Below are 23,795 nucleotides of genomic sequence, written 5' to 3'. Positions count from 1 at the left end.
GCCCGGGTGTTTAACCGTTTCGCATTTGTCGTGAAACGCTGCGTTTCGTGCGCCGCTGCGGCGAATCGGTCAGGATGTCGCCGAAGAGGTTGTCGGTGACGATGACGTCGAACCCTGGCAGGGTCGGTCGCGAGGAAGATCGTCGCCGCGTCCACGTGGAGGTAGTCGACGGCCACGTCCTCGTAGGTGGCCCCACCTCGTCCACGAGCAGCACTTCCACAGCGATCCGGAGAAAGCGACACGTTGGTCTTGTGCACGAAGGTGAGTTTCGAGCGGCGCTGGCCAGCTCGAAGGCGTGGCGCACGACGCGTTCGACGCCGCCGGTATTGTTCACCGAGACCTCGTTCGCGATCTCGTGCGAGGTGCCCTGGCGGATCGCCCGCCGTTGCCGACGTAGGGGCCCTCGGTGCCCTCGCGGACGACCACGAAGTCGACGTCGCCCGGCGCGGACAGCGGCGAGGGCACGCCCGGGTACACGCGGGTCGGGCGCAGGTTGACGTAGTGGTCGAGCGCGAACCGCAGGCGCAGCAGCAGTCGCACTCCACGTCTTCCGTCCTTCAGCCGCCCCGGGTCGCCGGGCACGCCGCCGACGCGCTCGGGAGGATCGCGTCGTGCGCCGCGATCGCCGCGAGGTCCTCGTCGGTGAGCACATCGCCGGTCTCGAGGAAGCGGGCCGCCCGAGCGAGCAGGATCTTCTCGATCACCAGATCGGAGTCGGCGGTCACCGCGTCGAGGACGCCGGCCTCGGCGATCACCTCCGGTCGATCCCGTCTCGGGATGACGGCGAAGCTTCACGGTGCAGGGCATGGGGCATCCTCAGGCGTGCGGGGAGGGCAGAGACGACCCCAGCGTACTCTCGGGCACTCGGCTGCGGCGCAGGCGCGGGCTGACGACGGCCGCTCGAGCCTTTGAGCCCACTCCGATCACATAAGCCAGCCCACTCCGGCGTCAGACGCTGCACCGGCCGAGGCCAGGAGGCTCGCCGCGGAGTCGGCGGGCAGCTCACCCGCGACCGACACCGCACCGCCCAGGGTCTCCCCCGCGCGCTGCACCTGCCCCGCGTCGAGACCCTCGGGCGGCACCACGCAACTGCGGTACGCCGCGGACAGCACCGTTCCCAGCGTCGCGGTCCCGAGCACGGCGCCCGGCTCGTAGGCCGTCTCGGACACCGCCGAGGCGGCACCGGCCTTATCGGCCGGCGCGTTCGCGAGGACGAGCTCGTTCGAGACCGTCTCGGCCGCGCCGATGCCCAGCCCGAGGAACGCGAACGAGACCGCGACCGTCAGCGCCGTGGCCCTCCTCGACGGCGCTGCCGAGGGCCAGCAGCGCGTAGCCGACGGCCGACACCACGAGCCCGGCGAGCACGACCACGCGCGGAGAATCCGGCGCGCGGCGGGCGACGCCCAGTCCGCCACGATCGAGTGACCGCGAGGTCGGGCACCAGCACGAACACCTGCAGCGGCGAGCTGACGACCAGCTGCAGGTGCTGCGAGACGAAGAAAAGGCCGCCGACGAGCGCGACGACGCTGAGGAGGTTGACGACGATCACCTGCATGAACGAGCCGCGGCGGAAGAGCGAGAGGTCGAGCATCGGCACCGCGCGCCGCTGCTGGCGGCGCGCAGTGCCACCCCGCTCACCACGCCGACGACCAGCGCGATCACGGCCACGGCATCGATCCCGTGCTCGGCCGCCGACTTCACCGCGTAGACGATCGGCGCCATCGTGGCGAGCGAGAGGACGATGCTGACCACGTCGACCGGCCCCGGGTGCGGGTCGCGCGACTCCAGCACCAGGATCGGCGCGGCGGCCAGCAGCAGCAGCACGGGCACCACCGAGCAGGAACACCGAGCCCCACGGAAGCTCTCGAGCAGGAACCCGCCCACGAGCGGCCCGGCCCGCCGACCACCGCCGAAGCCGATCGCCCAGATCGCGATGGCGATGACGCTGATCGCGGTTCGGGAAGAAGGCGCGCCAGGGCGACAGCGTCGAGGGCGCCGGCGTCGCGCCGGGCAGTCCCAGCGCCGCCCGGGCTGCGATGAGCGCCCCGGCCTGTCCGGGCAGAAGGCCGCGGCGATCGAGACGACCGCGGGCTCGATCGCGCCGAGCACAGGCGGCCTCCGCCGGCCCACCCAGGTCGCCCAGGCTCCCCATGGCGACCAGGAGGCCCGCGAGCACCAGCGGATAGGCGTCGACGATCCACAGCAGCTCCAGTGCCCGTCCGGCCCGAGGTCCTCGGCGATCAGCAGCAGCGCATTGAGGACGGTGTTGTCCACCAGGGCCGGCAGCACCGGCAGCATCAGCACCGCGAGGGCGAGCACGCGCGGCGACCGACGCCTGCCCAGGTCGGCGGCGGGCGCGGCGGAGGTGGGGGGAACGGTCACGGAGGCGGTGCGGGCGGTTACGGTGGTGCTCTCTCTCGGAATCCCGGGTCGCGCCGGGCCGCCGGAGGGCTCGGCCGGCGACTCCAGGAGTATACCGTCCGCTCGGTACAGTAACGCAAGGCCGACCATAGGATGGAGGCCGTGCCCCCCGCCTCCTCCGCCCGCGACCGCGTCCTCGGCGTTCGAGGGGCTGCTGAACGAGCAGGGCGAGCGCGCAGCCCTGCTCTACGACGGCGTCGCCCGCGCGGCCGGAGTCTCCGAAGGGCGGGCTGCTCTACCGCTTCCCCTCGAAGGACGCCCTCGTCGACGGCCTGCTCCAGCGCCTCGACGAGCGCCTGACGAGGACGTGGCGCGCATCCGCGCGTCGGACGGGCATCGTCCCGTACCTGATCCGCACGTCCTTCGCCGTCGACACCTTCGACCGGACCATCCTCGCCGTCTCGCGCATCGCCCAGGGCAACGACGAGCGCGCGAGCGCCGGCCTCGCCCGCCTCCACGACAGCTGGACCGCCGTGGTCGCCGACGCGGTCGGCGATCCCCTGGTCGCCCGCGCGATCGTGCTGATGAGCGACGGGCTCTGCACGACTCCGCCCTGCTGCCCACGGGCAGGGAGCCGAGCGGCGACGTGGACGAGGTCCTCGCGATCATCGACCGCCTCCTCGCCGCACCCGGCGCCGAGCACCTGGCCCCGGAACGACGGAGCCGCCCGCGACGGTGCGCGGGACGGGCTCGGATCATGCTCGGTGAGCGGCAGGGAGTACTGCTCGTCGATGTCGATCCTGCATGATGTCGGCGTCCACGATCGCGACGCGGACCTTCTCGAGCAGGCCCGCCGGTGCCGGCGAGTCGATGGTGATCACCGAGAGGGCCTTGCCGCCCTTCTCCGTGCGCGCGACCTGCATACCCGCGATGTTGACCGAGGCCTCGCCGAACTCGCGGCCGTAGACCGCGACGATGCCGAGGCGGTCGACGTGGCTCATCACGACGTGGTGCTTGATCGGCACCTCGACGTCGTAGCCGTTGATCGCGACGAGCTTCTCGACCTGCTTGGTGCCGGTCAGCGTGCCCGAGACCGAGATCTGCGAGCCGTCCGACAGGGCGCCGCTCAGCGTGATCAGGTTGCGGTATGTCCGAGACGGCGTCGGTGATCAGGCGCACCTCGATGCCGCGCTGCTCCGCGAGGACCAGGGCGTTCACGTACGAGACGGTCTCGGAGACGACGTTGGTGAACACGCCCTTGAGCGCCGCGAGCAGGCGCGGCGCGTCGTAGCCCGGCGAGCTCGCCGACGCACCTCGACGTCGATCGACGTGACGGGCGATTGCGCGAGCCCGGCGAAGACCTTGCCGAGCTTCTCGACCAGCGGGATGCCGGGGCGGACGTACTCGTCGATGACGCCTCCGGCCACGTTGAAGGCCGGCGTCCGGGACAGGCTCGCCCGAGCGCAGGCGCGCGACTTGGCGACCAGGGCCAGCGCCTTCCTTGCCTCGTCGGTCGACGCTTCGAGGTGCGGAGTGACGACGACGTTCTCGAGCGCCAGCAGCAGCAGGCCGACCGGCGGCTCCTTGACGAACACGTCGAGACCGGCGCCGGCGATCGTGTTCGCGACGAGCGCGCGGTGCAGCGCGTCCTCGTCGATGAGGCCGCCCGCGCCACGTTCACGATGTGCGCGGAGGGCTTCATCAGCGCGAGCTGCTCGTCCGAGATCATGCCGGTCGTCCTCGAGGGTCTTGGGCATGTGGATCGTGGTGAAGTCGCTCTGCGCGGACTCCTCGAGCGACAGGGCGTCACCTTGAGCTGCTGCGCGCGGGCGCTCGTCACGTAGAGGTCGTAGGCGACGTCGACGCCGGCCTGCAGGCGCGCCGTGATGGGCGCCGGTGACCAGGCCGATGATGCCGACGGTCTTCTCGTGACCCGTGCCCGTGTACTTCGAGCGCTTCCAGCCCCTGCGCGAGCGCGCTGGCCGCCGCCGGGATGTGGCGGGCGAGGCTCAGGATGTGGCCCACGGTCAGCTCGGCCGCCGAGATGATGTTGGAGGTCGGCGCGTTGACGACCATGACGCCGGCGGCGGTCGCGGCGGTGATGTCGGCGTTGTCCAGACCCGCCCGCGCGCGCGATCACGTATTCCAGCGAGGGCGCCGCGGCGGTAACCTCGGCGTCGACCTGCGTCGCCGAGCGGACGAGGATCGCGTCGGCGGTGCCGGCGCCTCCCCGGGCGCGAGGCGGTCGGTGCCGTCCACGTTCCTGACCTCGGTCGGGACCGAGGGCGTCGACGGTGGCGGGCGAGAGTTCTTCGGCGATCAGGACGACCGGCTTTGTCACGAGTGCGCTTCCTTCGGGGAGGGGACGGTGCAGGCGCCGGACGCGGGGTCGTGGAGCCCCCGCCACTGTGGCGAACGCCTCCCGGCCCCGCTGTGTGACGCCGGCTCAGCCGAGGGTGACGAGGCTCGCGGAAGCAGACCTGCTGCAGGTCCAGCGACAGCGCCGCCGGGACGCACAGCGCGGCGAGCAGGGCCCGCCCGGGCGACGACCCCCCGGCGCCGACCCAGCATCAGGGCGAGGACGAAGCAGACGACGGGGAGGGCGAGCGAGAGCAGCAGCACCGTCCAGCCGGTGGCGTTCAGATCCGTGCCCAGGCCAGCCGCGTAGGCGCGGATGCCGACGAGGTTGCCGATCGCCTCCCGCACGTCCCAGGCGAGGAGCGCGCCCACGACCACGGCGAGCAGGATCGTCAGGGCGAGGCCCTTCCCGCGCCCAATCCGGCGGCCGCCGAGGTCGCCTTCGGCGGTGTCGTCGGTCATCCTCACACCCTTGGGAACGGCAGCGGAGCCAGCAGAACGAGCCCGGCGAGCAGCCAGAGCACGCGGGTGCGGACCGAGATCGCGGGTGCCGAGCAGGACGACAGCGAACCAGGTGACGAGGGCGGCGACCACGGCCAGAGCCCGAGTCCGTAGAGCGCGCCGCCGAGCGGATCCCCGGCGAAGGTCGCCGTGATCGTCGCGTTCTGCGCGTCCGCCGGTGATCATCCAGCCGATCGTGTACAGGAGGTAGAGCCCGGCGGTGACGCCGGTCGCCACCAGCAGCACCGGAGAGGCGGCGGCCGCCTCGGCTGGAGGGATCGTCGTCCTCGATCCCGTCGTCCTCGATCTCGTCGTCCTCGGAGGCTCCTCCGAGGAGCTCGTCGGCGGTCTCGCCGTCGTGGGCCGGACGCAGGCTGAGCTTGGGCGCACCGCCCGCGGCGGACGTCGTCGCGTCGCGGTCTCCCCGGCCACGAGCATCGGGTCCTCGTCCTCGCCCGCCCAGCTGAGCGCGTCGTCGTCCCTGGCATCGATCACCCCGACACCCTAACCGCGCCCGCCTTCCAGGAGGCTCGGAGCCGCCGTCGCCCGGGCGTCACCTCGCGGACACCCCCGCGCCACCGCCCGGTCCCCCGTCCGCGCGATCCTCCTCCGATGGGGGAACGCACTGCGGCGGCCGGCGAGCGGCGCTTCGTGCGTCGGCGACTCCTTCACCGAGGGCGTGGGGGCGACCCGCACCCGCGGCTGCCCAACGGAGTCAGGATGGGCCGACCGCGTCGCCGACCGTCTCGCGAAGGCCGAGCCCGGCTGGGAGTACGCGAACACTGCGCCATCCGCTCGAAGCGCCTCGCGCAGATCCGCGACGAGCGGCTGCAGCCCGCCCTCGCGCTTGCGGCCGGCGCTCTGTCCCCTCTACGCGGGCGGGAACGACATCCTCGACCTCGGCACCGACGCTGCGCGTCTGAATCCGCGAGTACGAGAGCCTCGTCGACGCCCTGGCGACCACCGGAGCCTCGCTCGTCCTGTTCACCGGAGCTCGACATCCCGGGGCCGCCCGCGCCGCGGATGTTCGTCCGCCGCAACCGGATCTACAACAGCGCCGTCCGCCGCATCGCCCGTGAGCGCGGCGCGATCCTCGTCGACTTCTCCGGCTGGCGCATGCAGGCGTTCCGCGAGCCGATGATGTGGTCGCCCGACCGGATGCACGCCTCCAAGCGCGGCCACCGCTACCCTGGCGGCTCTGCGTTGCTCGGGATCCTCGGCGTCCTGCACACGATCTCGGCGGGTCCGTGGGAGGCGCCCGAGCCGCTGACCCCTGGGAGTGGCTGCGCGACCAGCACCGCCCCGGACCGCCGACTGGCTGCTGCCCGCCTTCGTCGGACGCAAGATCCGCCGGGTCACTCTCGGCGACGGCCTGCAGCCGCGCTGGCCGGAGCCGGTGCGCGGCAAGCCGCCGAAGGCGGTCTGCGCCGCCTCGCCCGCGACTCCCGCCGGCTGGCTCAGCAGCAGCAGCGACGAGCACCGGGGCAGGGCCAACCGCCAGCAGGACGGTCGGCGCGATCCGTCCCGCGATCGGGGCTCGCAGGGCGCCGCCTTCCGCGACAGACCCGGACAGCGCCCGCCGGTCGATCGCCGCCACTCCCCCGCGGACCGCACGGCGGCCCCTCCTCGAGCGGCCTCCTTCGGCCACAGTTTCGGCGAGCAGGCGACGGCTCCGGGACAGCTGCGCGTCGGCGCTCCGTCCTCATGGCGATCAGCAGAGCGCTCGCCTGCGACGATCCGACGCCCACGGCGGCCCCGCACGGCAGCGAGAGTCCTGGCGGCGAGCACGTGCGCCCGTCCTCCACGCCGAGGACCACGACCGGGATCAGCAGGAGAGCCGCCCGCTCCCGCCGCGAGGACGCCGGCGAGCGAGAGCAGGCCGAAGAGCATCGAGCGGCGCCCAGAGGCCGTTCGCCGACGCGCTCCTCGTGACCGAGCACTCGGCCCGTTCCGCAGGCACGACGGCGCGAGGATCCTCGCGAGGTCCGACGGGGTCAGGGCCGTCCTCGAGCAAGCGGCGCGATCGGACGGCAGATCGGCGGTCTCGTCGAGGTCGCTCCGGTCGAAGTCGGACGGCACCGGCCAGCGGCGCGCGTGGAACCGCTGCGCCGCTCGCTCCGACCGGTGGCGGAGACCGGACGCGGTGGCGACCAGTGTCGTCGCCGCGATCAGCGCGAGCGGGAGCGCCGCGAGGGTGCGCAGCAGCGGCGGCGACGACTCCAGGATCCCGCCGGACAGCAGCGCGAGCGCCATCGCGAGCCCCGCCCCCGCCAGCCCGCAGAGCGCGATCCCCTGCCGACACTCCCACGACATCCCGTCCCGTGCCGCCGCTGCCGTCTCGTCCCACTGCCGCAGCCGCCGCGTCCGTCGCTCCATCCGGCCCACGCTACCTCCCGGACGCGGAGGAACCCCGACCTCGTCGAGGAGCCCGCTGGAGCGGGTTCCTTCGACGGTCCGGGTTCCCTCGGTCCGTCAGGCGTCAGTGCGTCAGCGCGCGACGCTGCCGTCGGTGTAGTCGGTGTCGGTCTGCTTCCAGGCGAACAGCTTGCGCAGCTCGCGGCCGGTCGCCTCGACGGGTGCTGCTCGCCCTTGGCGCAGCTCCTGGAACTCCAGGCGCTCCGGCGTCCTGGTCGGCGATGAAGCGCTTCGCGAACGCGCCGCTCTGGATGTCGCCGAGGACCGCCTGCATGTTCTGCTTGACGCTGGGGTCGATGACGCGGGGGCCCGAGACGTAGTCGCCGTACTCGGCGGTGTCCGAGACGGACCAGCGCTGCTTGGCGATGCCGCCCTCCCACATCAGGTCGACGATCAGCTTGAGCTCGTGGAGCACCTCGAAGTAGGGCGATCTCGGGCTGGTAGCCGGCCTCGACGAGGGTCTCGAAGCCGTACTGGACGAGCTGCGACGTGCCGCCGCAGAGCACGGCCTGCTCGCCGAACAGGTCGGTCTCGGTCTCCTCGGTGAAGGTCGTCTCTGATGACGCCCGCGCGGGTGCCTCCGATGGCCTTCGCGTAGGACTTCGCGGTCTCCCAGGCGGTGCCCGACGCGTCGTTCTCGACGGCGATGATGTCCGGGATGCCGCGGCCGGCGACGAACTCGCGGCGCACGGTGTGGCCGGGGGCCTTGGGCGCGATGAGGATCACGTCGACGCCCTCGCGGGCGCCTCGATGTAGCCGAAGCGGATGTTGCAGCCGTGCGCGAAGGCGAGCGTCTTGCCCTCGGTCAGCTTGTCGGCGATCTGCTCGCTGTAGATCGCGCGCTGGTGCTGGTCCGGCGCGAGGATCATGATCAGGTCGGCCCAGTCGGCGGCGTCGGCGACGCTCTTGACCTCGAAGCCGTCGTCCTCGGCCTTGGCGGTCGACTTCGACCCGTCCTTGAGCGCGATGACGACCTGGACGCCGGAGTCGCGAGGTTCTGCGCGGGGCGTGGCCCTGCGAGCCGTAGCCGACGATGGCGACCTTCTTGGCCTGGATGATCGAGATCGGCGTCGGTGTCGTAGATGAGCTCGGTCACGTGGTGTGTCCTTTTCTGTAGAGGAGTGGTCGCGGTCAGTGCTTGAAGACGCGCTCGGTGATCGACTTCGAGCCGCGCCCGATGGCGAGCAGGCCCGACTGCGCGATCTCCTTGATGCCGTAGGGCTCGATGACGCGGAGGAAGGCGTTGGTCTTGCCGGAGTCGCCCGTCACCTCGATGACGAGGGCGTCGGTCGCGACGTCCACCACGCGGGCGCGGAAGAGGTTCACGGCCTCCAGCACCTGCGAGCGGGTGACATTGTCGACGCGCACCCACGAGCAGGTGCTCGCGGTGCACCGACTGGTCGGGGTCGAGCTCGGCCGATCTTGATCACGTTGACGAGCTTGTTGAGCTGCTTCGTGACCTGCTCGAGCGGGAGGTCCTCGACGTCGACCGCGACCGTGATGCGCGACAGGCCGTCGAGCTCGGTCGGGCCCACGGCGAGCGACTCGATGTTGAATCCGCGGCGGGCGAAGAGCCCGGCGACACGGGTGAGCAGTCCCGGCTTGTCCTCGACGAGCAGGGAGAGAACGTGGTGCGCGTCATGCGGTCTACCTCGTCGTCCCAGATCGGGCTGTGGTCTCTGGCGTACTGGACGTAGCTGTTCGAGACGCCCTGCGGCACCATCGGCCACACCATCGAGTCGCGGCTGACCACGAAGTCGATGACCACGGGGCGGTCGTTCGTCGCGATGGCGAGGCGGATCGCGTCGTCGATCTCCTCCGGCTTCGTGACCCGGATGCCGAGAGCGCCGATGCGCGTCGGCCAGCTTCACGAAGTCGGGCACGCGCACGGTGTCGTGACCCGTGTTGAGGTCGGTGTTGGAGTAGCGGCCCTCGTAGAAGAGGGTCTGCCACTGCCGCACCATACCGAGCGAGGAGTTGTTGATCACCGCGGACCTTGATCGGGATGTCGTTGATCGTGCAGGTGGCGAGTTCCTGATTGGTCATCTGGAAGCAGCCGTCGCCGTCGATCGCCCACACGACGCGGTCGGGCTCGCCGACCTTCGCGCCCATGGCGGCCGGGACGGAGTAGCCCATCGTGCCGGCGCCGCCCGAGTTCAGCCACGAGTTCGGGCGCTCGTACTTGATGAACTGCGCGGCCCACATCTGGTGCTGGCCGACTCCGGAGGCGAAGACGCCCTCGGGACCGGTGAGCTCGCCGATCCGCTTGATGACGTACTGCGGCGAGAGCTGGCCGTCGGTCGGCTCCAGTGTAGCCGAGCGGGAACTCCTCCTGGAGGCCCTTGAGGTAGGACCACCACTCGGAGGTGTCGGGCGCGCCGCCGTCGATCGCCTTCGCGAACGCGTCGGTGAGGTCGGGCAGCACGTCCTTGAGGTCGCCCACGATCGGCACGTCGGCGGTGCGGATCTTGGAGATCTCGGCGGGGTCGATGTCGACGTGCACGACCTTGGCGTGCGGGGCGAAGAGCGCCGCCTTGCCGGTCACGCGGTCGTCGAAGCGCGAGCCGAGCGCGAGGATCAGGTCGGCCTCCTGCAACGCCAGCACTGCGGGGACGGTGCCGTGCATGCTCGGCATGCCGAGGTGTTGCTCGTGCGAATCCGGGAAGGCTCCGCGCGGCCATCAGCGTGGTGACCACCGGGGCGCCGGACGCCTCGGCGAACGCGAGGAGCTCGGCGGAGGCGCGGGCGCGATGATGCCGCCGCCGACGTAGAAGCACCGGCTTCTTCGACTCGGCGAGCAGCTGGGCCGCGGCCTGGATCTGCTTGCCGTGCGCCTTGGTGACGGGCCGGTAGCCGGGCAGGTCGATCTTCGGCGGCCAGAGGAACGGAGCCTCGTTCTGCTGCAGCGGCTCTTGGTGATGTCGACCGAGCACGGGGCCGGGGCGCCCGGTCGTCGCGATGAGGGCGGCGGAGGCGAGCGCCTGCGGGATGTCCTCGGGGCGCGTGACCAGGATCGAGTGCTTCGTGATCGGCATGGTGATGCCGACGATGTCCGCCTCCTGGATGGCGTCGGTGCCCATCAGCGTCGAGAAGACCTGGCCGGTGATGGCGAGCATCGGGACGGAGTCCATGTAGGCGTCCGCGATCGCGCGACGAGGTCTTCGTCGCTCCGGGGCCGGACGTCGGCAGATGCAGCACGCCGAGCGAAGCCGGTCACCGCCGAGGCGTAGCCCTCGGCGGCGTGGCCGGCGCCCTGCTCGTGGCGGACCAGGATGTGGCGGATCTTCGACGAGTCCACCAGCGGGTCGTAGACCGGGAGTGACCGCTCCTCCGGGCAGACCGAAGACGTCCTCGATGCCGAGCATCTCGAGCGAGCGGACGACCGCCTGCGCTCCGGTGAGGGTCTCGGCCTCGGGGCCGGGGCCGCAGCGGCGCGGCGGGACGGGGTGGCTTGGGGCGTCGGTGCGGGATGCACGGCGGACGGGTCCGGGGTCATGCGGGTGTCGATTCCTTCGAGAGGGAGGCGGGTGGCGGGAAGTTCCGGACCGACGAGGTCCGGAACCCGGGAGGCGCGCGAGTGCGCGGCCGGCCGGAGCGGGCCGGGGTCACCCGGTGGTGGCGCCCACGGCCGCCGAGCGCACGAGCTTGGCGTACTTGGCGAGGACACCGCGGGTGTAGCGCGGAGGAAGGGGGGCCCAGCCTTCTCGGCGGGCGGCGAGCTCGGAGTCGTCGACAAGCAGGTCGATCGAGCGAGCGGCGATGCCGACCTGAATCGGGTCCATCGACGGACGAACGCGATGGGACCTGCGTCCACCGATTCGGTGCGATGTGGTCCTCGATGCACAACAGCAGGCCGGTTGTGCCGCCCGAGGAATCGTCCGTCGGTCAAGAGTAGTACATCTTTTCCGAGCCCAGCGCCCTTGATGGCGGCGGTGATCGCGAGCATCTCGCGCATCCCCGGGCCGCCCTTGGGGCTCCTCGTAGCGGATGACCACCACGTCGCCCTTCTCGATCTCGCCGTTCGTCATGCGCGTCCATCGCGGCGCGCTCGCGCTCGAACACGCGCGCGGGGCCCTCGAACACGGAGGCGTCGAAGCCGGCGGTCTTGACGACCGCGCCCTCGGGGGCGAGGGAGCCCTTGAGGATCAGTGAGGCCGCCCGTCGCGTGGATCGGGTTGTCGAGCGTGCGGATGACCTCGCCGTCCAGCGGAGCGATGTCCATGGCGGCGAGGTTCTCGGAGGCGACCGTCTTCCCGGGCATGGTACCGACCGTCAGGCAGTCGCCGTGCAGCAGGCCGGCGTCCAGCAGCGCCTTCATGACGGCCGGCACGCCGCCGTGGCGGTCGACGTCGTTCATGACGTACTTGCCGAACGGCTTGAGGTCGCCGATGCGCGGGATCGTGTCGCCGATGCGGTTGAAGTCGTCGATCGCGAGGTCGACCTCGGCTCCTCGTTGGCGATCGCGAGCAGGTGCGTGGATGACGTTGGTCGAGCCGCCGAAGGCCATCGCGACGGCGATCGCGTTCTCGAACGCCTCCGTCGTCGGGATGTCGCGGGCGGTGGTGCCGTTGCGCAGCATCTCGACCACGGCCTCCCCCGAGGACTTCCGGGCGAAGTAGTCGCGGCGGCGGATCGGCAGCAGCGGGCGAGGCGGAGCCGGGCAGGCTCATCCCGAGCGCCTCGGCGACGCTGGCCATGGTGTTCGCGGTGTACGGCTGCCGCCGCACGAGCCCTCGCCCGGGGCGAAGCGCGCACTCGATGCGCTTGGCGTCCTCCTCGGACATGATGCCGGCTTTCACTCTCGCCGACCGCCTCGAAGGAGTCGATGATCGTGATGTCCTTCTCGGTGCCGTCCGAGAGCTTGACCCAGCCCGGGGCGATGGAGCCCGCGTAGACGAAGACGGCGGCGAGGTCCAGGCGCGCCGCGGCCATCAGCATGCCGGGCAGCGACTTGTCGCAGCCGGCGAGCATGACGGTGCCGTCGAGGCGCTCGGCCGCCACGGTCTCGACGAAGCCGGCGATGACCTCGCGCGAGACGAGCGCCGAGAAGGCGCATGCCCTCGTGGCCCATCGAGATGCCGTCGGACACCGAGATGGTGCCGAACTGCAGCCGGGTACCCGCCGCCCGAGTGGACGCCCTCTCCTTGGCGGAGCGCGCCGAGGCGCTCGAGGGAGTAGGTTGCAGGGGGCATCCTCGTTCCAGGAGGACGCGATCCTCCTTGACCTGGGGCTTCTCCCAGCTCGTCGCCGCCCATTCCGACGGCGCGGAGCATCCCGCGCGACGTCGTGGGCCTCGATGCCGTCCGTGACGGTGCGCGAACGAGGCTTCCGATCGATTTCGCGGCATGCGACGAGGCTACCGCCCCGGCGACCCCTGCTCCGGCGCTCACCGGACCCGCGGATCGCCCCGGGCGCTCGTGGCCGGTGCGCCGCGGAACTCAGCCAGCAGCGACAGCACGTGCGCGACTCTGCTCGGGGCCCCGGACGCGGTACGCGGCCGAGGTGGTGCCCGGTCCGCTCTTCACCCCGACGTCACCGGAGCGCATCGCGGCGAAGGCGTCCTCGTCGGTCACGTCGTCGCCGGCGTAGAGCACCGCGGTGGTCGCCCCGGTGTGGACGGCGGAGGTGCTCGACCGCCTCGCCCTTGGTCGTGGACCGCAACGCTTCGAGGACCCGAGCACGCCCTTGCCCTCGCGCACGCGCACGCCCGCGACCTCGGCGCGCGCCTCCGACGGTGGGCGACGACGCGGGCGACCCGGCTGTGCTTGTCGGTGGCGAGACGGGTGTGCAGGGCGAAGCCGGCCGGCTTGTCCTCGATCCACACGTTGTCGATCCCGCGGGCGATGCCCTCGAGCACGCCCTCGAGGCGGTCGACCTTGGCGAGCTCGGACGGGGTCCAGGCGCACGGCGTCCTCGGGGTGTCGGGGTCGAGGCGGACCTCGACGCCGTGCGAGCCGACCAGCAGCGCCTCGTCGGGCAGCTGGGACACCTCCTCCAGGCTCTTCGAGCGCGCGGCCGGACACGAGGGCGACGCGGGTGCCGGGCAGGGCCAGCAGGCGCAGGACCGCCTCGCGGGCCTCGGGCAGGGCACGGGCGCGGGCCGGGTCGTCGACCTCGGGCGCGAGCGTGCCGTCGAAGTCGAGGGCCACCAGCAGCCGTCCCGTCGCCGCCAGCTCGCGCAGGGCGAGGACGAGGCGGTCGGGGACTCCGGGCAGGTGCGGGTCGACGGTGACGGGCAGTCACGGTGCTCATCGCGCCTCCGCCTCCTTGCCGCGCTCGGAGTCCTCGCGGTGCTCGGCCTCCTGGCCGACGGGCGCCTCCTTGGCCGCGCGCCGCGGGGTGCACGTCGAGCTGCTGGCCCTTCGCGTGCTCGGCGAGCGCCGCGAGGAAGCTCTCGGACCAGCGGGAGACGTCGTCTCTCGAGCACGCGGCGCCGCAGCGCCCGCATCCGCCGCGTCTTCTCGGAGCGCGGCATGCGGGCCAGGGCGGCCTCCATCGCGTCCTTCAGCCCCGAGATCGTCGTGGGGATTGATCTGCACGGCCTGCTTGAGCTCGTCGGCGGCGCCGGTGAATCTCGCTCAGCACCAGCACTCCGTCGTTGTCGAAGCGCGAGGCCACGTACTCCTTCGCGACCAGGTTCATCCCGTCGCGCAGCGCCGTGACGAGCATCACGTCGGCGGCGAGGTAGAGCGCCACCATCTCCTCGCGGGGGTAGCCGTGGTGCAGGTAGCTGATCGCCGGGTGCCCGATCTTGCCGTAGTCGCTGCCGTTGATGCGGCCGACCTGCAGCTCGATGTCGTCGCGCAGCTGACGGTAGGTGTCGACGCGCTCACGGCTCGGGCTCGCGACCTGCACGAGCACGGCGTCCTCGGTGCTCAGCCGACCGTCGGCCAGGAGCTCGCCGAAGGCCTTCAGGCGGTGGCCGATGCCCTGCGGTGTAGTCGAGTCGGTCGACGCCGAGCGCGACGACCGCCGGGTCTCCCCAGCTCGTCGCGGACCTCGCGGGCGCGGGCCTGGATCTCCGGGGGTGCGGGCCACGTCGCTCTCGCTCGCTCGCGCGCGCGCTCGATGCGGAGACCGGGAAGTGGCGCGCGACGACGGGGCGGGACGCTCGCCCCGCGGCGCGAGCGGCCGACGCGCCGCGTCCCCTCGACCGCCTCCTCCTCGACCGGCACCTCGACGACGGTGCTGCGGGTGTCGTAGCCGAGCAGCCGGCGGACCGCGCGGAGGAAGCCGCCCGCGTCGCCCTGGCGCTGGAAGCCGATCACGTCGGCGCCCAGCAGGCCCTCGACGATCTGCTTGCGCCACGGCAGCTGGGCGAAGATGCCGTGTACGGCGGGAACGGGATGTGGTTGAAGAAGCCGATGGTGACGTCGGGGCGGAGCTCGCGGAGCATCTTGGGCACGAGCTGCAGCTGGTAGTCCTGCACCCAGACCACGCCGTCCTGCTCGGTCGCGCGGCGGCGGCCTCGGCGAAGCGGCGGTTGACCCGCACGTAGGCGTCCCACCAGTCGCGGTGGTACGCGGGCGGCGCGATGACGTCGTGGTAGAGCGGCCAGAGCGTGTCGTTCGAGAAGCCCTCGTAGTAGTCCTCGAGCTCCTGCGCGCTCAGCGCGACGGGGACGATCAGCACGCCGTCGTTCTCGAACGGGGCGACGACCTCGTCGGCGACGCCGGGCCAGCCGACCCAGGCGCCCTCGCCCGCGCGCACGACCGGCTCGAGCGCCGTGACGAGTCCGCCGGGGACGTCTTCCACGACGCGGTGCCGTCCTTCGGCCGTCACGCGGTCGACGGGGAGCCGGTTGGACACCACCACGAACGCGTTGCGCGGTGCCGGAGCACCGTCCTGAGGATCGGGGACTGAGTGCTCGGAGATGGTGTACCCCTCGTCGAATCGGGTCGCCGTGGACCCCAGGAGGCTACCAGCCGCTCTTCGAACGGGTGCCGGACAGGAGGTGTCCTCCCCGTCGCTCAGCCCCAGGGACAGAGCGAGAGCGAGCGTCGCTCCTCCGACGGTCGGCACGACGGCGACGAGACCGAGCAGCCGCGTACTGCGCCCAGGAGGATCCGCACTCCCATCGCGGTCAGGCGCTGGTGCCAGAGGAGGGTGGCGAGCGAGGCCCACGGAGTGATCAGCGGACCGGCGTTCACGCCGATCAGCAGCGCGACCAGATCAGCGCCGGATCCGCGGCGACCGGCTCCAGGGCGAGGTACGCAAGGGCAGGTTGTCGACCAGGTTCTGCGGCGACGGCGCCCGAGCCGGCGAGACGCAGCAGGTCGACGACTTCCTGGAAGCCCCGCCCCGCGACGACGGCGAGCGCCGCCCCGAGCCCGAGCTGGTGCGCCGCCTCCATCGCGACGAAGAGGCCCGCGGCGAAGACGACGAGCTGCCACGGGAGGAGCGACGGCCGCAGCGCCGCGGGCCGCCGCACCGCGAACAGCACGACCAGCGCGATCGCGGCGACGGAGGCGGGGATCCACACCTCGACTCTCCGACACCAGCGCGGGCAGCAGCAGGAGCACCACCAGACCGGACCCCGTGAGCAGCACCCGGTCCTCCACCGGCGTCCGCTCCCCGGCCCGGTAGCGGGCCCGAGAGCTTCGCGCCGGTACCGGACGGCGAGCACGATCACCGGGACCACCGCCGCGACGAGCGCGGGTGCGGCGGTCAGCGCTGCGAACTCCAGCGGCCCGTCTGACTCCGAGGCGCCGCTCGGCGAGCAGGTTCGTCAGGTTCGAGACGGGCAGCAGCGAGCGACGCAGCTTGGCGCCAGCCACACGGTCGCCATCGCGAAGGGCAGGGGCGGCACTCCCACGGTCGTGCGCCGCGAGCAGCACGACGACCGGGGTCAGCAGCACCGCGGTCGTGTCCAGCGACAGGAAGACGGTGCAGAGGATCGCGAGGACGACGACGAGGAGCCAGAGCACCGCCGTGCGTCCGCGGCCCCACGACGCGGCCCGCTCGGCGACCACGGTGAACACGCCCGCCTCGGACGCCAGCTCGGCGACGACGGTAACCGCCACGACGAAGGCGAGGATCGGACCCGTGCGCTCGACGAGCTCGCCGAGCGCCTCCGGCGGCAGGACTCCCGTGAGCACCGCCACCGCCCCGAGGGCGATGCAGGAGTGCTCTCGATGAGTGCCGTGCGCAGACCCTGCTGCTCCCTCTGCTGGTCCCGCTCGCGGGCAGCCCACCGTAGCTGGCGCCCTCCGTGCGCCCTGTCAACCGCTCCGGGGCGCACCGACGACGCCTGGGTAGCGTCGTCTCGAACACCGGGAGGCAATCGATGCGCAAGTTCGGTCCGCAACTTCTCGAGCGCGTCATCAGCGCGCTGGTCGGCGGCTGGTCGATCCTTCAGACGACCCGCAAGGGACCGCGCGACTGGCGGCTCGCCCCGCAGTGGGTCAGCTGGGCGATCGCCGCGGCCGTCGCCTTCGGCTCCGTCTCGTACGACTCGAGGCCGAGCTCGCCAAGGAGGCGAAGGGCAAGAAGCGCGATCGCTGCATCGCTGATCGCGCCCACCGAGGACGCCCTGGACGCGCCGCCCGCCGACCGGCGCGGCGTGGTCAGGGGGCCTCTCGGCCGTTCCGCGGCGAGACTCGGAGCACGTCGTCAGCCGCACGGGATCGGGGTTCGCCGCGAGGTTTCGTCTGAGGCGCCGCCAGCCGGCCCCCGAAGGGGTCGTCGCGGCTCCCGGGCTCTCACCCAGGACGAGCTGTTCGCCGTGGTCCACGAGCGCCTCGCGGCCGTTCGTGGGCTCCGAGGCCGCCGGGCCGTCACCCGGCGCAGCCACGACGACCGTGACCCGATCTTCCACGGCATGCTCGCCCGCTCCCTCGCGCACGAGCTCGCCGCCGCTATCCAGGCCGAGCAGCTGCGCGCCGGCGCCCCCGGAGAGCGCGAACCCCGTCACCTCGGCCATCCCGGTGATGCGCGCCTCGACCCCGCCGGTCTCGACCGAACCCGCCGCCCTCACCTGCGACCCGGCAGCCGATCGCCGTTCTGGGCCGAGCCCGAGGCCCCGGCCGCCGCCCCGGTCGACGCGACCCGCTAGGCCCGAGCCCCCTCTCCCTGATCGAGCAGCCCTCTCCGGCTCATCGAGCAGCCCGCGCAGCGGGTCCCCGTCTGCCGATCGAGCAGCCCGCGCAGCGGGCGTATCGAGATCACCCCACTCCGGGCGAGGCGGGTCTCGATACGCGCCTCCGGCGCTAGCTCGGACCAGCAAGCACCGCACAGCCCGCGCAGCGGGTCCCTGTCTGCTGATCGAGCAGCCCGCGCAGCGGGCGTATCGAGATCACCCCACTCCGGGCGAGACGGGTCTCGATACGCGCCCTCCGGCGCCACTTGACCAGCAAGCACCGGCAACAGCCCGCGCAGCGGGTCCCCGTCTGCCGATCGAGCAGCCCGCGCAGCGGGCGCATCGAGATCACCCCACTCCGGGCGAGGCGGGTCTCGGACACGGCGTCTGCGCCTCCGGCGCTACCTCGACCGTGCAAGCACCGCACAGCCCGCGCAGCGGGTCCCTGTCTGCGCTGATCGAGTAGCCCGCGCAGCGGGCGTACCGAGATCACCGCACTCCGGGGCGAGACGGATCTCGACACCGGCGCCTCCGGGCGCTGCTCGACCAGCGAGGACCGCGTGCGCCTCGTGACCTGCTTCCAGCCCTCCGGGCCGCCGCCGCCGCGCGGGGTACTCGTCCAGCGGCACCGGGCGCCCGAGCCGCCACGCGTCGAGCGCGGGCTGCACGATGCGCCAGCACCTCCTCCGCCGCGTCGCCGCGCACCGAGAGCGAGGGGTCGCCGTCGAGGATCCCCGACAGCACCTCGCCGTACGCCAGGAGCTCCTCGCCGAAGGTCGCCTCGAGCGACGCGCGCTCCAGCGTGTAGGGGTCTCCGGGACCGTTGATGTTCAGCTCGAGCGCCATCTTGTCCGGTGCGAGGAACAGCCGCAGCACCGAGGGCTCCTCCGCGCCGTGGAAGCCGCTGGGCAGGTGCGGCACCGGCTTGAAGCGGATGACCACCTCGCGGCGCCGCTCCCCCAGCGCCTTCCCGAGCGGAGCGTGAAGGGGACCCCGCCCAGCGCCAGGTGTCGATCTCGACGGTCAGCTCGGCGAGCGCCCCGGTGCCGCGCTCCGGGTCGACGCCCGGCTCCGAGGCGTAGGCCGGGAGCTGCGGCCGCCGCACCGAGCCCAGCCCCGTAGCGCGCGCGACGCGAGCCGTCCTCCTCGCGGATCCGCGTGGCGCGAAGGACGATGCCCTCCGCGTCGCGCAGGTCGGCGGCGTCGAGCGTCGAGGGCGCCTCCATGGCGACGACGGCGAGCACCTGGAGCAGATGGCTCGGGATCATGTCGATGAGGGCGCCGGCGCCGTCGTAGTAGCCGGCCTCGTCCCTCCAGCCCGAGCTTGCTCGTCGTAGACGATCGCGACGCTCTCGATGTGCTCGGCCGACCACAGCGCCTCGAGGATCCGGTTCGCGAAGCGCAGTCCGAGGAGGTTCATGACGGTCGCGCGCCCGAGGAAGCGGTCCACGCGGTGCACGCGCTCCTCCGGGACGAGGGCGGCGAGGCGCTCGTTCAGGGCGCGAGCGCTGGTCCTCGTCGACGCCGAACGGCTTCTCGAGGGCGAGGACGGTCCCCTCGGGCAGGCCGCGCACCGCGAGGGCGTCGCAGGCTTTCGCCGCGATGGCGGGCGGCAGGGCGAAGTAGATCGCCACGGGACCCTCGCAGCTCGCGAGCAGCGCGGCGAGCGCCTCCGGATCGGTCACGTCGATCTGCACGTAGCGCGTGCCGGCGACCATCTCGTCGGCACCGGTGCCGCTCGTGGCGACGGTGCCGAGGGAGGAGGAGCAGCACCCCGTGCCAGTGCTCCTGCGTCCAGTCCTCCCGGGCCCGCCCCGACGAGGTGGCGGCGATCGGGCTCCCGGGTCAGCAGCTGGCCGACGGCCGGGAGGAGGAGGCGGGAGGACAGGTCCCCCGTCGCCCCGAGGATGAGCAGAGTCGAGACCGAGTGCGTCATGCGGCTCACCCTACGGCGCGGCTCGGACCGGATGTTTCGCCTTGACGGGGAGTGCTCGGCTCCTGCTGAGAGGATCCAGGCATGGTCTCCCTGATCGAGGACTACGCGGTCCTCTCCGACTGCCGCACCGCCGCTCTCGTCCTCCCGCGACGGCGGCATCGACTGGCTCTGCCTCCCCCGCTTCGACTCCCCTCCGCCCTCGGCGCCCTGCTCGGGGCGACGACCAGGGCCGGTGGTCGCTGCGGCCGATCGACGCCGGCGCCCGGGTCGAGCGCCGCTACCTGGGCGACACCCTCGCCCTGGTGACGCGCTGGACCACGTCGAGCGGAGTCGTCGAGGTCACCGACGTGATGCCGCTGCGCGACGACCGGGCCGAGCTCGTGCGCCGGGTGCGGGGCGTCCGGGCACCGTCCGGATGCGGCAGGAGCTGCGGCTCCGCTTCGACTACGCCCGGGTCGTGCCGTGGGTGCGCCAGGAGGGGACCGACGAGGCACCGCTGCTGGTCGCCGTCGCCGGTCCGGACGCGGTCGTCGCGCGGCATGCGGCTCACGGCCACCGACCACGTGCACTCCGCCGAGTTCGACGTCGCCGAGGGGTCGAGCATCGACCTCTCCATGGCCTGGTTCCCTCGCACCACCGCTGGCCGAAGGCCCTCGACGTCGATCGCGCCCTCGAGAGCACGCTCGCCTGGTGGTCGGAGTGGGCGGGGACGATCCGCTACGACGGCCCGTACCGCGACGCGGTCGTGCGCTCGCTGCTCACCCTCCGGCGCTGACCGACGACGAGACGGGCGGCATCGTCGCCGCCGCGACCACCTCGCTCCCGGAGGAGTTCGGCGGCAGCCGCAACTGGGACTACCGCTACGTCTGGCTGCGCGACGCCTCCCTGACCCTGCAGGCGCTGCTCGCGCACGGCTTCGAGCAGGAGGCAGCAGAAGCGGCGAGCGTGGGCTTCTCCCGCGCCGTCGCGGGCGACCCGGCCGACGTCCGGTGAGATCATGTACGGCATCGCGGGCGAGCGCGACCTGTCCGAGCGCACGATGCCCAGCCTGCCCGGCTACGACGGCGCCTCCCCCGTCCGCATCGGCAACGGGGCGGTCGATCAGTACCAGGCCGACGTGATAGGCGAGGTGATGGTCGCCCGAGGTCGAGGCGCGGACGGCCGGAGTGGACGAGACCCGCTTCTCGTGGCCGCTGCAGCGCGCGCTGCTGGGGTTCGTCGAGCAGAACTGGCGGCGGCCGGACAACGGCATCTGGGAGATCCGCGGCGAGCCGCGCCACTTCACCCACTCGCGCGTCATGATCTGGGCGGCCCTGGACCGCGGGGTCCGCGGCGTGCGCGAGAACGGCCTCCCCGGGCCGGTCGAGACCTGGGAGGCGCTGCGCGACGAGGTCCGCGCCGAGATCGACGCCCAGGGCTACGACGCGGAGCGCGGCCACTTCGTGCAGTCCTACGGGTCGACCGAGGTCGACGCGTCCCTGCTCGTCCTGCCGATGGTCGGCTACCTCGACGCCGACGACCCGCGGATGACCGGCACCGTCGCCGAGATGGAGCGGACGCTCCTGCACGACGGGCTGCTGCACCGCTACCGCACCGAGTCCCTCGGCCGACGGCCCGCCCGGCGGGGAGCACCCTGCTCCGTTCCTCGCCTGCTCGTTCTGGCTCGTGCGCCAGTACGCGTCCTCCGGCCGCCTGGACGACGCCCGCGCGCTGATGGACCGGCTGGTCGGGCTCGCCAACGACGTGGGCCTGCTCGCGGAGGAGTACGACGTCGAGAACCACCGGCACGCGGGCAACACCCCGCAGGCGCTCTCGCACCTCGCCCTCGTGCAGGCCGCCGACGCGATCGCGGACGCGCGATGAGCGCGCGACGGCGCCGGCCGCTCCGCCTCGTGCTCCTCGTCCTCGGCGCTCTCCTGGCGGTCGCCGTGCTCGGATTCCTCGTGTGGTCCTCGATCGTGAGCGGGGCCTGGACGAGGAGGCCCTCGAACGCGTCCGGGCGGACACCGGCGTGAGCGTCGAGCGCACCGACTCCGCGATCGTGATGACGCCGACCGGCGACTCTCCGGCGAGGGCCTCGGTCTTCGTCCCCGGCGCGAAGCGTCGACGCCGCGTCCTACGAGGCGACGCTCGCTCCGCTCGTCGAGGAGGGCGCGACCGTCGTCATCACCCGGCCGATCCTGAACCTGGCCTTCTTCGACCTGCGCTCGCTCGTGGAGAGCTTCACCGATCAGGCGCGAGGGCGTCGACGAGTGTGTTCGTCGGCGGGCACTCGCTGGGCGGGGTGAAGGCGTGCCAGCGGGCAGAGGGCGACGACGTCGCGGGTCTCGTCCTGCTCGGCAGCTACTGCGCGAACGACCTGTCCGGCTCCGGCACGGCGGTCCTGAGCGTCAGCGGCTCCGAGGACGGGCTGAGCACCCCCGAGAAGGTCGCCGCCGCGCGCGACCTGCTGCCCGACTCCGCCCCCGTGGTCGAGATCGAGGGCGCGAACCACGCCGCCTTCGGCTGGTACGGCGCCCAGGCGGGCGACGGCACGGCGACGATCGGGCACGACGAGTCGACGCGCAGCTTCGCGGGCAGCGCCTCACCGCGTTCCTCGAGTCCCAGCGCTGATCGGGAGCGGCCGCGCGGCACGCGCTTGACCTCGAGCGCGGCTCGAAGTCCTAGGGTGGCGCCATGTCCACCACCCGCACCGCCGAGGCGCCCGCCGCCCCGGCCCTGTCCATCTCCGAGGTCGCCTCGGCGACCGGTCTCACCGTGCACACGCTGCGCTACTACGAGCGCGTCGGGCTGATGCTCGAGCCCGTCGAGCGCGCCTGCTCGCGGCAACCGGCGCTACAGCGCCTCGGACGTCGGGTGGGTCGACTTCCTGACCAAGCTCCGCGCGACGGGGATGCCCATCGCGGCGGCATCCGCGAGTACGCGGGGCTGCTCAGGATCGGTCCCGCGCAGCGCGACGAGCGCCTCGCCCTCCTCCAGGCGCACCGCGCCGAGGTGGAGGAGCAGCCTGCGCGCACCCGCAGGAGTCTCGCCGCGATCGACTACAAGATCGCGGCCGGCCAGGAGAGGACCACCCTCGTGAAGCACACCATCCTCGGCTCCGGGAACCCCGGAACCGCCCTCGACGTCTCCCGCCTCGGCCTCGGCGCCATGGGCATGTCCGCCTTCTACTCGGGTGCCGGGAGCGACGACGCGCGAGTCCGTCCGGACGTCGCACCGCGCCGCCGACCTCGGCGTCGTGTTCATCGACACCGCCGAGATCTACGGCCCGCCTCAACGAGGAGCGCCTTCGTCGGGCGCGCGCTCGCCGACCGCCGCGACGAGGTCGTGATCGCCAGCAAGTTCGGCATGATCCAGCACCGCGCGGCTCCGGCGAGCGCGGTCTCGACGGCTCGCCCGAGAACCTCCGCCTCGCCGTCGAGGGCTCAAGCTGCAGCGACTCGGCAACCGACCGCATCGACCTCTACTACCAGCACCGGATGGATCCGGGCGTGCCGGATCGAGGACACCGCCGGCGCGTTCGCCGAGCTGATCCAGGAGGGCAAGATCCTCGCCTACGGTCTCTCTCGAGGCGGCGCCCGCGACGATCCGCCGCGCCCACGCCGTGCACCCGGTCACCGCCGTGCAGTCCGAGTACTCGCTCTGGACGCGCTGACCCGGAGGCGGAGGTTCCGGTCGCCGCTGCGCGAGCTCGGCATCGGCTTCGAGGCCCTACTCGCCGCTCGGGGCGCGGCTTCCTGGACGGGGGCGATCCGCTCGGTCGACGAGCTGGGCGACGACGACCTCCGCCGCTCGAACCCCCGCTTCGCCGACGGGAACCTCGAGGCGAACATCCGCATCGTGGAGGAGGTCGACCGGGTCGCCGCCGAGGTCGGCGCCACCCTCGGCGCAGCAGTCGCCCTGGCCTGGCTGCTCGCGCAGGGCGGTGAGGGCATCGCGCCGATCCCGGGCACCAAGCGCGTCCCTGCGCATCGAGGAGAACGTGCGGCGGCGATGCTCGCCGAGCTGACCACGGGGCAGCTCGCGGCGCTCTCGGCCATCGAGCCGCCCGTGGGCGACCGCTACGCCGACATGTCGTCGATCGGCCGCTAGGCGCGAAGGCACCGGCCACCGCGAGATGCCACTCCGGTACGTCCGACACCTGCG

Annotated in this window: 20 protein-coding genes and 12 pseudogenes; 11 read left to right on the top strand and 21 right to left on the bottom strand. The window is 72.5% G+C overall.

From position 1 onward, the window contains the following. Positions 1-64: 64 nt before the first annotated feature. The 4 genes and pseudogenes from AC0CII_RS24510 to AC0CII_RS24495 all read right to left on the bottom strand — a co-directional run. Positions 65-779, bottom strand: a pseudogene (locus tag AC0CII_RS24510) (isocitrate/isopropylmalate family dehydrogenase); the annotation flags it as partial. Positions 780-923: 144 nt separating this feature from the next. Next, the gene (locus AC0CII_RS24505; RefSeq protein ID WP_465230862.1) at positions 924-1,139 is read right to left on the bottom strand and encodes a hypothetical protein; all 216 of its coding nucleotides are present in this window, start codon (positions 1,137-1,139) and stop codon (positions 924-926) included. 143 nt (positions 1,140-1,282) lie between these two features. After that, complete coding sequence (locus AC0CII_RS24500; protein ID WP_465230861.1) at positions 1,283-1,597, bottom strand: hypothetical protein; 315 nt, start codon at positions 1,595-1,597, stop codon at positions 1,283-1,285. Then, positions 1,546-2,382, bottom strand: a complete 837-nt coding sequence (locus AC0CII_RS24495; RefSeq protein ID WP_465230860.1) for a hypothetical protein — start codon at positions 2,380-2,382, stop codon at positions 1,546-1,548. The genes AC0CII_RS24500 and AC0CII_RS24495 overlap by 52 nt, the downstream gene beginning before the upstream one ends. Positions 2,383-2,523: 141 nt before the next feature. Between AC0CII_RS24495 and AC0CII_RS24490 the strand changes: the two genes are divergently transcribed. Continuing rightward, positions 2,524-2,721, top strand: a complete 198-nt coding sequence (locus AC0CII_RS24490) for a hypothetical protein (RefSeq protein ID WP_465230859.1) — start codon at positions 2,524-2,526, stop codon at positions 2,719-2,721. Between the two features lie 7 nt (positions 2,722-2,728). Next, positions 2,729-3,169, top strand: a complete 441-nt coding sequence (locus tag AC0CII_RS24485; protein ID WP_465230858.1) for a hypothetical protein — start codon at positions 2,729-2,731, stop codon at positions 3,167-3,169. On the opposite strand, the pseudogene AC0CII_RS24480 reads toward AC0CII_RS24485, so the two are convergent. Together AC0CII_RS24480 and AC0CII_RS24475 are read right to left on the bottom strand one after the other, a co-directional pair. Continuing rightward, positions 3,117-4,702 (bottom strand): annotated as a pseudogene (locus tag AC0CII_RS24480) (NAD(P)-dependent oxidoreductase). The gene AC0CII_RS24485 and the pseudogene AC0CII_RS24480 overlap by 53 nt on opposite strands. Continuing rightward, positions 4,699-5,715 (bottom strand): hypothetical protein, encoded by a 1,017-nt coding sequence (locus tag AC0CII_RS24475; RefSeq protein WP_465230857.1) that lies wholly within the window; start codon positions 5,713-5,715, stop codon positions 4,699-4,701. Before AC0CII_RS24475 ends, AC0CII_RS24480 begins: the two are co-directional and overlap by 4 nt. Before the next feature lie 184 nt (positions 5,716-5,899). Between AC0CII_RS24475 and AC0CII_RS24470 the strand changes: the two are divergent. Continuing rightward, a pseudogene (locus tag AC0CII_RS24470) lies at positions 5,900-6,103 on the top strand (hypothetical protein); the annotation flags it as partial. A 101-nt stretch (positions 6,104-6,204) separates the two neighbouring features. Here the strand turns inward: AC0CII_RS24470 and AC0CII_RS24465 are convergent. From AC0CII_RS24465 to AC0CII_RS24420, 10 genes and pseudogenes are all read right to left on the bottom strand, one after another. Further along, the gene (locus AC0CII_RS24465; protein WP_465231154.1) at positions 6,205-7,596 is read right to left on the bottom strand and encodes a hypothetical protein; all 1,392 of its coding nucleotides are present in this window, start codon (positions 7,594-7,596) and stop codon (positions 6,205-6,207) included. Positions 7,597-7,707: 111 nt separating this feature from the next. After that, positions 7,708-8,731: pseudogene (gene ilvC, locus AC0CII_RS24460) on the bottom strand (ketol-acid reductoisomerase). 35 nt (positions 8,732-8,766) lie between these two features. Then, a pseudogene (ilvN, locus tag AC0CII_RS24455) lies at positions 8,767-9,299 on the bottom strand (acetolactate synthase small subunit). Beyond that, positions 9,287-11,000 (bottom strand): annotated as a pseudogene (locus AC0CII_RS24450) (acetolactate synthase large subunit); the annotation flags it as partial. The pseudogenes AC0CII_RS24450 and ilvN, both read right to left, overlap by 13 nt. 240 nt (positions 11,001-11,240) lie before the next feature. Continuing rightward, the gene (locus tag AC0CII_RS24445; RefSeq protein WP_465230856.1) at positions 11,241-11,417 is read right to left on the bottom strand and encodes a hypothetical protein; all 177 of its coding nucleotides are present in this window, start codon (positions 11,415-11,417) and stop codon (positions 11,241-11,243) included. 62 nt (positions 11,418-11,479) lie between these two features. Next, positions 11,480-11,548: pseudogene (locus AC0CII_RS24440) on the bottom strand (hypothetical protein); the annotation flags it as partial. Continuing rightward, complete coding sequence (locus AC0CII_RS24435) at positions 11,521-11,781, bottom strand: hypothetical protein (protein WP_465231083.1); 261 nt, start codon at positions 11,779-11,781, stop codon at positions 11,521-11,523. The gene AC0CII_RS24435 and the pseudogene AC0CII_RS24440, both read right to left, overlap by 28 nt. 178 nt (positions 11,782-11,959) lie before the next feature. After that, positions 11,960-12,214: pseudogene (locus AC0CII_RS24430) on the bottom strand (dihydroxy-acid dehydratase domain-containing protein); the annotation flags it as partial. A gap of 109 nt (positions 12,215-12,323) precedes the next feature. Next, positions 12,324-12,419 (bottom strand): annotated as a pseudogene (locus AC0CII_RS24425) (hypothetical protein); the annotation flags it as partial. A 94-nt stretch (positions 12,420-12,513) separates the two neighbouring features. After that, positions 12,514-12,636, bottom strand: a pseudogene (locus AC0CII_RS24420) (dihydroxy-acid dehydratase domain-containing protein); the annotation flags it as partial. Between the two features lie 53 nt (positions 12,637-12,689). Between AC0CII_RS24420 and AC0CII_RS24415 the strand changes: the two are divergent. Next, positions 12,690-12,944, top strand: a complete 255-nt coding sequence (locus AC0CII_RS24415) for a hypothetical protein (protein ID WP_465230855.1) — start codon at positions 12,690-12,692, stop codon at positions 12,942-12,944. Between the two features lie 129 nt (positions 12,945-13,073). On the opposite strand, the gene AC0CII_RS24410 is transcribed toward AC0CII_RS24415, so the two are convergent. The 3 genes and pseudogenes from AC0CII_RS24410 to AC0CII_RS24400 form a co-directional block, all read right to left on the bottom strand. Further along, on the bottom strand, positions 13,074-13,784 hold the full coding sequence (locus AC0CII_RS24410) for a trehalose-phosphatase (protein WP_465231153.1): 711 nt from the start codon (positions 13,782-13,784) through the stop codon (positions 13,074-13,076). 220 nt (positions 13,785-14,004) lie between these two features. Then, positions 14,005-15,510: pseudogene (locus tag AC0CII_RS24405) on the bottom strand (alpha,alpha-trehalose-phosphate synthase (UDP-forming)); the annotation flags it as partial. Between the two features lie 95 nt (positions 15,511-15,605). Continuing rightward, entirely contained in the window at positions 15,606-16,739 is a 1,134-nt protein-coding gene (locus AC0CII_RS24400; RefSeq protein ID WP_465230854.1) for an SLC13 family permease, read from the bottom strand. A 182-nt stretch (positions 16,740-16,921) separates the two neighbouring features. Between AC0CII_RS24400 and AC0CII_RS24395 the strand changes: the two genes are divergently transcribed. Next, positions 16,922-17,689, top strand: coding sequence for a hypothetical protein (locus AC0CII_RS24395; RefSeq protein WP_465230853.1), 768 nt, complete (start codon positions 16,922-16,924; stop codon positions 17,687-17,689). Between the two features lie 513 nt (positions 17,690-18,202). On the opposite strand, the pseudogene AC0CII_RS24390 reads toward AC0CII_RS24395, so the two are convergent. Both AC0CII_RS24390 and AC0CII_RS24385 read right to left on the bottom strand, forming a co-directional pair. Beyond that, positions 18,203-19,431, bottom strand: a pseudogene (locus AC0CII_RS24390) (glucose-6-phosphate dehydrogenase). Next, positions 19,395-19,649 carry a hypothetical protein gene (locus AC0CII_RS24385; protein WP_465230852.1) on the bottom strand — a complete coding sequence of 85 codons (255 nt, stop codon included), beginning with the start codon at positions 19,647-19,649 and terminating at the stop codon, positions 19,395-19,397. The pseudogene AC0CII_RS24390 and the gene AC0CII_RS24385 overlap by 37 nt, the downstream one beginning before the upstream one ends. A gap of 81 nt (positions 19,650-19,730) precedes the next feature. Here AC0CII_RS24385 and AC0CII_RS24380 point away from each other — a divergent pair, with 81 nt between their 5' ends. From AC0CII_RS24380 to AC0CII_RS24355, 6 genes are all read left to right on the top strand, one after another. After that, entirely contained in the window at positions 19,731-19,955 is a 225-nt protein-coding gene (locus AC0CII_RS24380; protein ID WP_465230851.1) for a hypothetical protein, read from the top strand. Continuing rightward, positions 19,882-20,424, top strand: a complete 543-nt coding sequence (locus AC0CII_RS24375; protein ID WP_465230850.1) for a hypothetical protein — start codon at positions 19,882-19,884, stop codon at positions 20,422-20,424. Before AC0CII_RS24380 ends, AC0CII_RS24375 begins: the two co-directional genes overlap by 74 nt. After that, positions 20,349-20,642 carry a glycoside hydrolase family 15 protein gene (locus tag AC0CII_RS24370; RefSeq protein ID WP_465230849.1) on the top strand — a complete coding sequence of 98 codons (294 nt, stop codon included), beginning with the start codon at positions 20,349-20,351 and terminating at the stop codon, positions 20,640-20,642. Before AC0CII_RS24375 ends, AC0CII_RS24370 begins: the two co-directional genes overlap by 76 nt. A 173-nt stretch (positions 20,643-20,815) precedes the next feature. Continuing rightward, entirely contained in the window at positions 20,816-21,664 is an 849-nt protein-coding gene (locus tag AC0CII_RS24365; protein ID WP_465230848.1) for a glycoside hydrolase family 15 protein, read from the top strand. Further along, a complete protein-coding gene (locus AC0CII_RS24360) occupies positions 21,661-22,443 on the top strand; it encodes an alpha/beta hydrolase (protein WP_465230847.1) in 783 nt (260 codons plus the stop codon). The genes AC0CII_RS24365 and AC0CII_RS24360 overlap by 4 nt, the downstream gene beginning before the upstream one ends. Then, positions 22,326-23,741: a MerR family DNA-binding transcriptional regulator gene (locus tag AC0CII_RS24355; protein WP_465230846.1), complete on the top strand. Its 1,416-nt coding sequence runs from the start codon at positions 22,326-22,328 to the stop codon at positions 23,739-23,741. Before AC0CII_RS24360 ends, AC0CII_RS24355 begins: the two co-directional genes overlap by 118 nt. Positions 23,742-23,795: the final 54 nt, after the last annotated feature.

The sequence above is a fragment of the Rathayibacter sp. AC182 genome (assembly GCF_979253875.1).
Note: the sequence above shows the minus strand (reverse complement) of the source record. Positions and strands in the feature narration are given on the sequence as shown.

Coding starts and splice junctions, on each gene's coding strand:
- AC0CII_RS24380 (WP_465230851.1), top strand. CDS start 19,731: ATGGTCTCCCTGATCGAGGACTACGCGGTCCTCTCCGACTGCCGCACC.
- AC0CII_RS24385 (WP_465230852.1), bottom strand. CDS start 19,649: ATGACGCACTCGGTCTCGACTCTGCTCATCCTCGGGGCGACGGGGGAC.
- AC0CII_RS24355 (WP_465230846.1), top strand. CDS start 22,326: ATGTCCACCACCCGCACCGCCGAGGCGCCCGCCGCCCCGGCCCTGTCC.
- AC0CII_RS24465 (WP_465231154.1), bottom strand. CDS start 7,596: ATGGAGCGACGGACGCGGCGGCTGCGGCAGTGGGACGAGACGGCAGCG.
- AC0CII_RS24415 (WP_465230855.1), top strand. CDS start 12,690: ATGCCCTCGTGGCCCATCGAGATGCCGTCGGACACCGAGATGGTGCCG.
- AC0CII_RS24395 (WP_465230853.1), top strand. CDS start 16,922: ATGCGCAAGTTCGGTCCGCAACTTCTCGAGCGCGTCATCAGCGCGCTG.
- AC0CII_RS24445 (WP_465230856.1), bottom strand. CDS start 11,417: ATGGACCCGATTCAGGTCGGCATCGCCGCTCGCTCGATCGACCTGCTT.